Below are 12203 nucleotides of genomic sequence, written 5' to 3' on the forward strand. Positions count from 1 at the left end.
TCAGGCATCCAGATTGAAATTGATGGTCTTCAGCTCGGTGAACGCCTCGATCGTCGACCAGCCGCCTTCGCGCCCCACGCCCGAGCGCTTGATGCCGCCGAACGGCGCGTTCGGAATGCTGGCGAAGCCGTTGACGCCGATCGAGCCGCTCCTCACCGCGCGGGCGACGCGAAACGCGCGGCTGACGTCCGTGGTGTACACGCAGCCGGCGAGACCGTATTCGCTGTCGTTGGCGATGCGCACCGCTTCCTCTTCCGTATCGAACGGAATCACCGACAGCACGGGGCCGAAGATTTCTTCCTGCGCAATCGTCATGTCGTTGCGCACGTTCGCGAAAAGCGCCGGTTCGACCCAGTTGCCGTTGCCGGATGCGCCGTCGGGAGCACGGCCGCCGGCCAGCAGCGTCGCGCCTTGCTGCCGGCCGCTTTCGACGTATTCGAGCACGCGCGCCTGGTGGCGCCGGGAGATCATCGGAGCGGACGTGGTGGCGGCGTCGAACGGATCGCCGAACCGCACCTTCGCGAGCTGTTCCTGCGCGTGATGCAGGAACTCGTCCATGATCGAACGATGCACGAGCGCGCGGGAAGGCGTGGTGCAGACCTGTCCCGACAGGAAGGTCGAACAGAGGCCCATGATCGCCTGCGCCGTGGCCGGCACGCTGCGCGTGTCGGGAAAGACCAGCGCCGCGCTTTTGCCGCCCAGCTCCAGCGACAGGCGTTTCATGGTCGGCGCGCTCGCCACCGTGATGCGTTCGCCGACGAGCGGGCTGCCGGTAAACGTCACCTTGTCGACGCCGGGGTGCGATGTGAGCGCCGTGCCCGTTTCGGTCGCGCCGGTCACGAGGTTGAACACGCCGGGCGGCAAATCGCTGTCGGCCAGGATCTGCGCGAGCCGGCTCACGGCGAGGTTGGTGAGTTCGGACGGCTTGACGACGACGGTACAACCGCAGGCCAGCGCGGGCGCCACTTTCATTGCGAACGTCATCACCGGGCCGTTGTACGGCAGGATCGCCGCGACGACGCCGACCGGGTCGCGGAAGGTCATGTACTGCATGTTCGACGCGCCCGAGAAGATCGGCAGCGTGTCGCCGTTGATCTTGTCGATCCAGCCGAGGAAATGGTCGAAGATGTCGGCGGCCGCTTTCGCCGACACGCGCGAGTTGCGGCTGAACGTGTACGGAATGCCGTTGTCGAGGGTCTGCAACCGGGCGATTTCGTCCTCGGCTGCGTACAGTCGCTCGACGATCGGCTGCAACATGCGCTTGCGATCCTGCGCGCGCATGCGCGGCCACGGGCCTTCGTCGAACGCCTTGCGTGCCGCGGCCACTGCGAGCGCGACGCCGCGCGTGCCGGCTTCGGCGAAGCTGGTCATGACCTCGTTCGTGCAGGGGTTGATCTGGTCGAAACGCGCATCGGGCCAGTCGAGCCACTGGCCGTCGATGAAAAGGCGGCCCGGGCTGACATTCAGCGCATCGAGCCGGGAAACGAGACTGAGCATGGGTTCAGAGAGATAAGGGGGTTACTTCGTCACCCCGGTGAAGACGTAGCCGCCGTCCGGGTCCTTGCTGATCAACCCGAACGACGGGGAACAGAAATGCGTGCAGGTAAACAACGTGGCGCTGCCGTCGAGGCGTGACAGCAGCGTGTGCCGAGTGGCCGCCGACTGCGCGTTGTCGTAGTCCAGCACCAGCGCCATGTCCGGCCTGGCGACCTGCACCGGATGATGCATCGCGTCGCCGCCGATGATGAATTTTTCCGTGCCCGCGTCGACCTCGATCGCGATGTGGCCGATCGAGTGCCCCGGCGTGGAGAACACCGAGATGCCATCGCCCAGGTCGGTGTCGCGGTCGATGAAATTCGCGAGCCCCGCATCGACGACGGGCTGGATGGATTCCTGGAACGAGATGTCCTGCGCGGCGTACATCGCGTCGTTCGGGTCACCCTGTTGCGCAAACGCGTATTCCGTCTTGCCGAAGTGGTAGGTCGCGTTGGGAAAGGTGGGCTGCCACCGGCCGTCCTGCTTGTACGTGTTCCAGCCGACGTGATCGAAATGCAGGTGCGTGCACAGCACGTCGGTGACCGCGTGGCGGTCGATGCCGGCCTGCTCCAGCGTCGCCAGGAATTCCAGCCGCAGATCGGCGAACGCGTCGAAGCCCGCGACGTGCTTGTCGTTGCCAACGCAGGTGTCGACCACCAGCACGCGCGTGCCGGTCGTGACGATGAAGCACTGGCTGACGGCGCGCATGCGGTGTTCGTCATCCACGTAGGGCGGTTTCATCCACGGAATGGACTTCATCACGTCGGGCGTGGCTTCGGGCAACAGCACGCCCAGAATTCCGCTGATGTCCATCTCGACGATCTGCACGATTTCCGCATGGCCGATCCGGGAACGAATGGTATGCAGCAGCGGCATGGCGTTTTTCCTTGGAGAGGGTTGGAGTGAGCGCGTTGTCGAAGGGCGCTCCGGTGGATTGACCGACCTCCACCTTCGAGAAAGGTCTTATGAGGGCCCGTACGTGGATATCCGATTCAACCACGGCGTACGTCGTTAGCGTCGCGTTTGCCGAGTGCTGTTCCGTACATCGGAGAATGCAGGCGTGATCCGCGCTTCGTCCATGCAACGCGACCTGATCGGCGCGAAATGCATTTGCTGGCGATGGCCCTCCCGCCAGAGCACATGAATGCACTGTGCTCACCAATGTACGGAACACTAAATAATGCAAAATTGACGGGGAATTATTGCCATAAGTAGCATGGGTCTCGCTGCTTGTCGTTGATTTCAGGCTGCTGCTGCGCTCGTTCGTTGATCGCTGCGCCGGCGTGGCAGACGCGGGCGAAAGTCGGGGGAGGGTAACGCAACCCCATGCGGGTGACCGGATGGATCGGCGCCCGATGCCAAAAACATATCGATAACAACGAGGAGATGCCACGATCATGAAGTTGTCATTCAAGCAGAAGCTCGGGGTGCCGCTGGTCCTGAGCTTGCTCTGCCTGATCCTGCTGTCCGTCACCGATGCGTACCGCAGTCGCGAGATGCGCCTCGACGAGCGCAAGTCCGATCTCGTGCATGCAACCCAGATTGCGCTCGCCACGGTCGAGTTCTATGTGAAGCGAGCCACTGCAGGAGAAATGAGCGCCGAGCAAGCGCAAAAGCAGGCGATGGACGTGATCCGCGGCATGCGTTACGGTGAAGCAGGCAGCGGCTATTTCTCGATCGTGAATTCGAAGGGCGTGGTGTTGATGTACCCATTCGACGCGTCGATTCAGAACAAGTCGTTGAGCGAACTGAACCCGAAGGCCGCCGCGATCGTCCAGCAGCAGATTGACCTGGTGGCAAGAACCGGCAGCGGATTCCAGCGCTTCGACTATCCGAAGGAAACGTCAGGGGTAACGACGGACGCTGCGCGGGTCGCATACATCGACACCTATCGTCCGTGGGACTGGATCATCAATACCAGCCTGTTCGTCGATGACATCGACAGCGCGTTTCAGGCGAGCCTGCTGCAAAGCCTCGGCCTGTGTGCGCTGATCGCGCTGGCGATGAGCGGCATCGTCGTGGCGCTCAATCGCGGGATCGCCCGGACGATGGGCGGGGAGCCGGGCTATGCGGTCGAGATTGCCGGGCGAATCGCGGCCAACGATTTTACGGCGGCCATCGTGACCGCGCCGAACGACCGCGCCAGCCTGCTCTACTCGATGAAGCGCATGCAGGCGAATCTGTCCGGCGCAATCAACGGCATCAAGGTGAGCGCCCATTCGATTGCATCGGCGGCCGCGCAGATCTCGGCCGGCGATCAGGATCTGTCCCGGCGTACGGAGATGCAGGCCGCTTCGCTGCAGGAGACCGCGGCGAGCATGGCCGAACTCTCGTCGAGAGTCGGCCAGAACACCGACAACGTCCGGCAGGCGAGCCAGGTCGCGGTGCAGGCCGTGCGGGTGGCCGAGCGTTGCAACGGTGTCGTCGCGCAGGTGGTCGATGCGATGGGCAGTATCGATGCCAGCTCCGGCCGGATCGCCGAGATCGTCGGCATCATCGAAGGCATCGCGTTCCAGACCAACATCCTGGCGCTCAACGCTGCCGTGGAAGCGGCGCGGGCCGGCGAGCAGGGGCGCGGCTTCGCGGTCGTCGCGTCGGAGGTGCGTTCGCTCGCTCAGCGCTCTTCATCGGCGTCGAAGGAAATACGGGGCTTGATTCACGAATCCGTCGGGCGCGTCAGGGGCGGCGTGGAACTCGTGAACGCGGCAGGTACGTCGATGGCCGAGATCATGCAGGCGATCGCGCGCGTGACCGACCTGATGGAAGAAATCGCGGCCGCCTCGGTCGAACAGGGCCACGGTATCGATCAGGTCAATCAGGCCGTGTCGGAAATGGACCGGGCAACGCAGCACAATGCCGCGTATGTCGAGGAAGTGGCCGCCGCTGCGCAGTCGCTGGACGATCAGAGCAAGCAGCTCGTCGCGATGATTTCGAGTTTCATCGTTCGCGAAGACGATGCGCCGCCGGTGCACGAAGCGCCCGGTGCGCGGCGGTATGGCTCGCCTGCGATCGAGTCGAGACCGGTTGTGGCGAGCGAGTCGTATGCGGTGTAGCGGGGGATGCAATGCCGCTATCGCGTCGCATCCCCATCGCGGGTGGCGGTCGTGTACGGACTTCGGAACAGGCCGCCGAAATGCCGTGCGAAACGCGCGCGTTTCCAGCTAACGGAACAACGCGTGGCCCGCATGGCGAATTCCAGCGGAACGGGCTTTTAATGCAGGCACGGAAAACGTGCGACGGATGAACGGCGGTTCCGGCCGACAACGCGTTCCCGCAGAACGGTGGCGCGCCGGCCGGCCCGGATCGATTCGTCCGGACCAGGAGACAACATGACGAACGCACTGCTGACAGACGACTCGACGCCCGGTATCCGCGTCATCACGCTGAATCGCGCCGAACGGATGAATGCGCTGGACGGTGCGACGCTCGCGGCACTGAACGACGCGGTGCGCACGGCCGCCGATCCGGCCCGCGATATCCGCGTAATCGTGATTCGCGGCAGCGGCCGCGCATTCTGCGCGGGCAACGACCTGAAATGGCTCGCGAGCGGCGTGCTCGCCGATCCCGCCGCGCACATGCGGCACCAGGACCTGATGCAGGACACGTTCGCGCTGATGGAAGCGTCGCGGCAGATCGTGATCGCGTCGGTCAATGGTTTTGCGGTGGCGGGCGGGTTCGAACTGGCGCTGGCATCCGACATCGTGGTCGTCGACGAAAACGCGGAACTGGGCGACGCGCATCTGCAGCGCAACCTGCTGCCGAGCGGTGGCGGCTCGCAGCGGCTGCCGCGCAAGATCGGGCTCGCGCGTGCGATGTACTACCTCGTCACCGGGCGGCGCATGACAGGCCGAGACGCAGAGCGGATAGGGCTCGCGTCGCTCGCGGTGAGCGGCGATGCGCTTGACGCGGCGACGATGCAGCTCGCCCGCGAGATCGCGCACACCGACGCCGATGCGCTGGCCGCGATGAAACACATGACCCGCCGCGCGCTCGAAATGCCGCTGAACGACGGGCTGTCGATGGAGCGGTGGATGCAGTACCGCTATCGCACCGAGTCGCCGTCGCTGGTGGCGTCCGTGCAGGATTTCGCGCGGCGCGACCCAGGCTGAGCGGCGCGCTGCGACACGCGGCCGTTCATGCGCGCGTGGCTCGCCGGGTACCCGTGGCGCGCGGCTTGCGGGATTTCGGCGCGGCGGCCTGCGCAGGGTTGGCCACGCGCCTGGCCATATCGACGGCCAGGTGATCGCGCTTCTCGACGAGGAAATCCATCAGCGCACGCACCTTGGCGGGCATCTGCTCGCGCGACGGCGTGTACAGGTAATAGCCGGGAAACGGCTTGCACCAGCGATCGAGCACGCGCACCAGTGTGCCGGCGTCGAGATGTTCGCGCAGCGCGATGTCCTGGTGCTGGATCAGGCCGATCCCCTGCAGTGCGGCCCGAATCATCCCGTCGTCGTCGTTCGTGACCACGCTGCCGTGCGGCTCCACTTCGAACGCATGCCCCTCGATCTCGGGCGACGTGAACTCCCAGCGATAGATCGCGCCGCTCGTCGTGTGCCGATAGCACAGGCAGTTGTGCCCGATCAGGTCGGCGGGCGTGGCCGGCGTGCCGTGGCGCGCGAAATAGTCCGGTGAGCCGACCACGGCCATTTCGAGCATCGGCGTGATCGGCACGGCCACCATGTGCTCGGCGAGGCTCTCGCCGAGCCGGATGCCCGCGTCGTAGCCGTCGGCGATGATATTCGACAGCCCGTCGTCCATCACGAGCTCAACCCGTAGCAATGGATAGCGCGCCATGAATTCGCCGAGGTGCGGCTCGACCAGGTTTCGTGCGGCGACCCGCGACGTGTTGATGCGCAGCAGCCCGGACGGCTCGTGCCGGACTTCGTGCAGGTTGCGGATCGCCAGCTCGATCGAGCCGAATGCCGGCCGCAGCGTGTCGTAGAGCCGTTGCCCGTCCTCGGTCAGCGACATGTCGCGCGTGGTCCGGTACAGCAGCTTCACGTTGAGCTGCCGTTCGAGCGCTTTCAGGTTCTGCGACAGCGCGGCGCGCGACACGCCCATTTCGGCGGCGGCCTTGGTGAAGCTGAGATGGTGCGCGATGTGCACGAACCACGCGAGGGAAGGGAGCTGGGACGGGTCCATGATTCGATTGTCAAGTCTGGCTGACGAATATAGTCGATATTTGATTTTCCGGTAATCGGCGAAATGCCGGTGTCGGCCGCGCAAAGGCGTGCAGCGGCGAGCCGCGCGTCAATGCGCCAGGCAACGGGCGGGAAACGAGCGGGAAACGGGAGGCGGCGGCGGGCTGCTTCAAGCCACGTCAACGGGCGACGCGGGCATGCGGATGTGCGGGGGCCGGCTGGCGTGCGACACGGGCACCGAAACGGGCGCGCACCGGCCGTCGTTGCGACGGCGGTGCGCGGCGACGACGCGACCCGTTCCGTCAGACGATCTTGCGCGACCGCAGATCGGCCACCGCGCGTGCATCGAGCCCGATGCCGGCAAGGATCTCATCCGTATGCTCGCCGGTCAGCGGCGGCCGCGTATGGATTTCCGGCGGCGTGCGCGACAGCGAAACCGGCGTCGCGAAGATCGGCACCGGCTTCGGCGCGCCGGGATAATCCATCCAGCGGATCACGTCGGCGGCCTTGATGGTTTCGTCCTCCAGCGCCTGGCGCGGCGAGTTGACGGGGCTGGCCGGGATGCGCGCCTGTTCGAGCGCGGCCAGCGCGTCGGCGAGCGTCTTGTCCGCGCACCATGCGCTCATCAGTTCGCTCAGCAGCGCGCCGTTTTCGCCGCGCAGCGCATCGTCGGCGAAGCGCGGATCGTCGAGCAGTTCCGGCCGGCCCACGAGCTGCGTCCAGCGCTTGAACATCGGCCGGCCGATCACCTGCGTGATGAACCAGCCGTCCGTTGCCTTGAAGATGTCGGACGGCGCATAGCCGGACGCGCGGTTCAGCGTCGCCTGGCGATCCAGCCCGAGCAGCGCTTCCTCGATCAGCGCGCCGCTGGCCATGTTCAGGCCCGTGCACAGCAGCGACGCGCTGACTTCCTGGCCCATGCCGCTGCGCTGGCGTTCGTAGAGCGCCAGCATCACGCCGAGCGCGCACGAAAACGCGGTGGCGAAATCCACCACCGGCACCATCGCCTTTTGCGGCCGGTCGGGCGTGCCCGCCATGTACACGGCGCCGCTCAGTGCCTGCCCGACGCCGTCGAAGCCCACGCGGTCGCGCACGGCTTCGCTGTTGCCGAACGCGTTCGACGCGACGAGGATCACGTCGGGCTTGATCGCGCGCAGGCTGTCGTAGTCGAGCCCGAGGCTCTTGAGCGTGCGGGGCGGCATGTTGGCGATCACCACGTCGGCATCGGCGACCAGCTTGCGCACGATGTCGCGCCCCTCGGGGCTGTCGAGATCGAGCGTCATCGAACGCTTGTTGCGGTTGACCTGCAGGAACAGCGCACCTTCGCCGTGTTCGGTCACGGGCACGATGAAGCGGTCCTCGCCGCCACCGACGCGGTCGATGCGGATGACGTCCGCGCCGTAGTCGGCCAGCAGCGCCGAACAGAACGGCCCGGCGATGAAGCGGCCGAAATCGAGGACCTTGATGCCTTCGAGTACTTTCATGTTGCGTTCACGGTTGGGTCAGGCGGAGGTCGCGGCCGCGCGCACTTCGTCGAGCGCGCCGGGATTGTCGAGCGACGACAGGTCGCCCGGCGGCTGGCCGCAGTACACGCTGCGGATCACGCGCCGCATGATCTTCGAGCTGCGCGTCTTGGGCAGCTGCGCGACCACATGCACGCGTCCGGGCCGGAACGGGCGGCCCAGGCGCTTGTCGACGTGGCCCGACACGATGGCTTCCAGATCGGCGGCCGCGACGCCGGCGCCGGGCTTCGGCACGACGAACACGACCAGCTTCTGCCCCTTGTCGGCATCGGCCACGCCGATCGCGGCGGCTTCCGCCACGTCGGGCAGCTCCAGCACGACTTCCTCGACCTCGGCCGGCCCCAGGCGCTTGCCGGCGACCTTCAGCGTGTCGTCGGAGCGGCCCATCATGAAGTAGTTGCCGTCGGGCGTGCGCAGCGCGAGATCGCCGTGCACCCAGATGCCCGGGAGGGTTTGCCAGTAGGTTTCCAGGTAGCGCTCGTCGTCGCGCCAGAACGAGTGCGTCATGCCGACGAACGGCGCGCGGATCGCCAGCTCGCCGACTTCGCCGGTCACGCTCTGGCCGTCGGCGTTGACGACGTCCACGGCCACGCCGGGCGAGACCGTGTTGAAACCGCTCGGCGGAATCGGCCGGATCGGGACGCTCGCGAGCAGCGCGCCCGATGCTTCGGTGCCGCCCGTGTAGTTGATGACGGGCGCCGTGCCGTCGCCGAAGCGCTGCAGGAACCAGTTGAAATGCTCGGGCGCGATGCCTTCGCCGGCCGTGATCAGCAGGCGCACGGTGGAGCGGTCGCCCGCGAGCGCGAGCGCTTCATGGCTGGCCATCCCGCGGATCAGCGTCGGCGCCGAGCCGAAGTGCGTGACGCGGTGGCGTTCCACCACGCGCGACATGCGCGACCAGTCGGGGTAATCGGGCGCGCCGTCGTAGCACACCAGCGTCGCGCCGCGCAGCAGCGCGCAGCCGAGCACCAGCGTGCCCGCGATCCAGCCCATGTCGGCGGGCCAGCAGTAGACGTCGCCGGGATGCACGTCGAAGTGAATCAGCGAATCGTGCGCGATCTTGATCGGGAAGCTGCCGTGGGTGTGCACGACGCCCTTGGGCTTGCCCGTGGTGCCCGACGTATAGATCACCATGAACGGCGTATCGGGCGTGACCGACACCGGCTCGATGCCCTGGCCGCGTGCGACGCTCGCCGTTTCCTGCCAGTCGAGATCGCGTGCGTCCTGCGCGGTGTCGCCTTCGCCGCGCTTCCAGATCACGTGTTCGAGCAGCGGCAACTGGCGCCATGCGTCGCGCAGCGCGCCCTGGACGTCCACGCGCTTGGTGCGGCGCGAGAAGCCGGTGGACGCGATCACGATGCGCGCGTCGGCCGCCGACAGGCGCGCCACGATCGCGTCGACGCCGAAGCCGCTGAACAACGGCACGACCAGCGCGCCCAAATGCACGATGGCCAGCAGCGAAATGGTTGCCTCGATACCGTTTTCCATCAACAGGCCGACGCGATCGCCTTGCTTGACACCGCGCCGCGCGAGGCCCGCCGCGAAGTCGCGCACGCGCTGCTCCAGCTCCGCATAGGTCAGCTCGCTGACGCTGCCGTCCTCGCGTTCGGCGACGACGGCCTTCTGCTGCGCGGTGGCCGGATTGCGCGCCCAGCCGTAAATCGTATTGACCCAGTTGAGCCGGCCGCCGGGGAACCAGGCCGGAAACTGCGGGCCGCGCGACAGGTCGACATAAGCGGTGGGTGGCGCGTCCCACGCGATCGCGCATTCGCGCATCACGGTGTTCCAGTAGCGCTCGGGTTCGGCGATCGACACGCGCATCAGTTCGTCATACGACGGCACGTCCAGCGCGCGCATCAGCTTCACGATGCCGGCGTTCTGCAGCTCGCGCTGGCCGGGTTGCCAGGTCTGGCCGGATTCAGGGTTGCTCATGGTCGGTCTCCAGCCTTATGCGCGTTCGACGATCATCGCGATGCCCTGGCCGCCGCCGATGCACATCGTTTCCAGCCCGTAGCGGGCCTGGCGGCGCTGCATTTCGTGCAGCAGCGTGGTCATGATGCGCCCGCCCGTCGCGCCCACCGGGTGGCCCAGCGAGATGCCGGAGCCGTTCACGTTGAGCTTGTCTTCGAGCGCGTCCATCGAGCTGCCCCAGCCCTTCACGCAGGCCAGCGCCTGGCACGCGAACGCTTCGTTGAGTTCGATCAGGTCCATCTGGCCGAACGTCAGGCCCGTGCGCGCCAGCACCTTCTGCACGGCGGGCACCGGGCCGATGCCCATGCGGGCCGGGTCGCAGCCGGCGGCGGCCCAACCGACCAGCCAGCCGATCGGCGTGAGGCCGAGCTCGTCGAGCTTGTCCTCGGCCACGATCAGGCACGCGGCGGCCGCGTCGTTCTGCTGGCATGCATTGCCGGCCGTGACGACGCCGTCCTTCATGATGGTGCGCAGTTTCGCGAGGCTGTCGGGCGTCGTTTCGCCACGCACGCCTTCGTCGCGCGCGACGATCAGTGGATCGCCCTTGCGCTGCGGCACGGCGACCGGAACGATCTCCGCATCGAAATGGCCGGCCTGCTGCGCGGCGGCGGCGCGTTGATGGCTGCGCGCGGCGAAGCGATCCGACGCTTCGCGCGTGATGCCGTACTCGCGCGCCAGCGTCTCGGCGGTTTCGATCATGCCGCTGATGCGGCCGAAACGGCTTTCCGGCTGCGAGCGCTCACGGCCGCGATCGAGCCGGTCGTGCATCGTGACCGAACCCGCGCGCTTGCCCCAGCGCATGTCGGTCGTATAGAACTCGACGTTGCTCATGCTTTCGACGCCGCCGGCCATCACCACGTCGGCCGCGCCGGTCTGCACCATCATCGCGGCCGTGGCCAGCGCCTGCACGCCGCCGCCGCAGCGCCGGTCCAGCTGCATGCCCGCGACTTCGATCGGGAAGCCCGCCTGCAGCGCCACCCAGCGCCCGGTGCACGGCGTCTCGCCGCTCGCATAGCTTTGTGCGAACACGACGTCGTCGATGCGCGCGGGATCGAGCCCGGTACGTTCGACGACGGCGCGCGCGACGGTCGCGCCGAGTTCCTCGACGGGAACGCCCTTCAGCGTTCCGCCGAATGCGCCCACGGGCGTGCGCAGCGGGGCGACGATGGCTGCTCGTTTCATTTCGAATGCCTCTTCAATGTCATCAATATTCAGCCACCCGTGCTCGCGTGTCACGCGCCGGCAGCTATCGTGGTTGCGGTGCGGTTGCCGGATCAGCCGTAGCGGCCGCCCGTGACGTGCAGCACTTCGCCGCTGATGAAGCCGGCGCGCTCGCTCGCCAGGAAGGCCACCGCGTCGGCGATGTCGTCCGGACGCCCAACGCGCTTGATCGGCTGCGCGGCCACCGCGCGTTCCTTGATCGTTTCGTAGGTCGGCAGCGCCTGCACCATTTCCGTTTCCATGAAGCCCGGCGCCACGCAGTTCGCTGTGATCCCGTAGCGGCCTTCCTCCATCGACAGTGCCTTGGCCATGCCGATCAGGCCGGCCTTCGCGGCCGAGTAGTTGGCCTGCGTCGGGTTGCCCAGGTGCGCGCGCGAGCTGATGTTGATCAGCCGGCCCCAGCCCTGCTCGATGAAGTGCGGCATCACCGCGCGGGCGGCGAGGAACGCGCCCTTGAGCATCACCGTCATCACGAAATCCCAGTCGTCCTCGCTCATCTTCACGAGGTACTTGTCGCGCGGCGCGCCGGCGTTGTTCACGAGAATGTGCACGCCGCCGAAATGCGCGACCGTTTCGTCGACGAGGCGCTGCACGTCGGCGGCCTGCGTGATGTCGCCCACGACGCAGTGCGCGGCCAGGCCTTCGTCACGCAGCGTTTGCGCGGTGGCCTGCGCCAGTTCGGCGTTGATGTCGGTGACGACGACGCTCGCGCCTTCCTGCGCGAGCCGGCGCGCCGTGGCGGCGCCCAGGCCGCGTGCCGAGCCGGTGACGATGGCGATCTTGCCGGTCAAACCCAGATCCATGTGTG

The 12203-nt window shown here is 66.8% G+C and carries 9 protein-coding genes; 2 read left to right on the forward strand and 7 right to left on the reverse strand.

Annotated elements, in window-relative coordinates; all coding sequences use genetic code 11:
• Together OHZ10_RS33770 and OHZ10_RS33775 are read right to left on the reverse strand one after the other, a co-directional pair.
• Entirely contained in the window at positions 1 to 1497 is a 1497-nt protein-coding gene (locus tag OHZ10_RS33770; protein WP_340626003.1) for an aldehyde dehydrogenase family protein, read from the reverse strand.
• Between the two features lie 21 nt (positions 1498 to 1518).
• Positions 1519 to 2412, reverse strand: coding sequence for an MBL fold metallo-hydrolase (locus tag OHZ10_RS33775; protein WP_256087364.1), 894 nt, complete (start codon positions 2410 to 2412; stop codon positions 1519 to 1521).
• A 521-nt stretch (positions 2413 to 2933) separates the two neighbouring features.
• Here OHZ10_RS33775 and OHZ10_RS33780 point away from each other — a divergent pair.
• Both OHZ10_RS33780 and OHZ10_RS33785 read left to right on the forward strand, forming a co-directional pair.
• Entirely contained in the window at positions 2934 to 4589 is a 1656-nt protein-coding gene (locus OHZ10_RS33780) for a methyl-accepting chemotaxis protein (protein ID WP_342706357.1), read from the forward strand.
• A 276-nt stretch (positions 4590 to 4865) separates the two neighbouring features.
• The gene (locus OHZ10_RS33785) at positions 4866 to 5645 is read left to right on the forward strand and encodes an enoyl-CoA hydratase/isomerase family protein (RefSeq protein ID WP_059241631.1); all 780 of its coding nucleotides are present in this window, start codon (positions 4866 to 4868) and stop codon (positions 5643 to 5645) included.
• A 25-nt stretch (positions 5646 to 5670) separates the two neighbouring features.
• Here OHZ10_RS33785 and OHZ10_RS33790 read toward each other — a convergent pair whose 3' ends face one another.
• From OHZ10_RS33790 to OHZ10_RS33810, 5 genes are all read right to left on the reverse strand, one after another.
• Positions 5671 to 6681 (reverse strand): LysR family transcriptional regulator, encoded by a 1011-nt coding sequence (locus OHZ10_RS33790; protein WP_342706358.1) that lies wholly within the window; start codon positions 6679 to 6681, stop codon positions 5671 to 5673.
• A gap of 301 nt (positions 6682 to 6982) precedes the next feature.
• Positions 6983 to 8164, reverse strand: a complete 1182-nt coding sequence (locus tag OHZ10_RS33795) for a CaiB/BaiF CoA transferase family protein (protein WP_059241636.1) — start codon at positions 8162 to 8164, stop codon at positions 6983 to 6985.
• A gap of 18 nt (positions 8165 to 8182) precedes the next feature.
• On the reverse strand, positions 8183 to 10135 hold the full coding sequence (locus OHZ10_RS33800) for an AMP-binding protein (protein WP_342706359.1): 1953 nt from the start codon (positions 10133 to 10135) through the stop codon (positions 8183 to 8185).
• 15 nt (positions 10136 to 10150) lie between these two features.
• Entirely contained in the window at positions 10151 to 11356 is a 1206-nt protein-coding gene (locus OHZ10_RS33805; protein WP_340626005.1) for an acetyl-CoA C-acetyltransferase, read from the reverse strand.
• 92 nt (positions 11357 to 11448) lie between these two features.
• Complete coding sequence (locus tag OHZ10_RS33810; RefSeq protein WP_256087368.1) at positions 11449 to 12198, reverse strand: SDR family NAD(P)-dependent oxidoreductase; 750 nt, start codon at positions 12196 to 12198, stop codon at positions 11449 to 11451.
• Between the last annotated feature and the right edge of the window lie 5 nt (positions 12199 to 12203).

The sequence above is a fragment of the Burkholderia arboris genome, assembly GCF_038723655.1.
In the GTDB taxonomy this organism is placed as follows: Bacteria; Pseudomonadota; Gammaproteobacteria; order Burkholderiales; family Burkholderiaceae; genus Burkholderia; species Burkholderia arboris.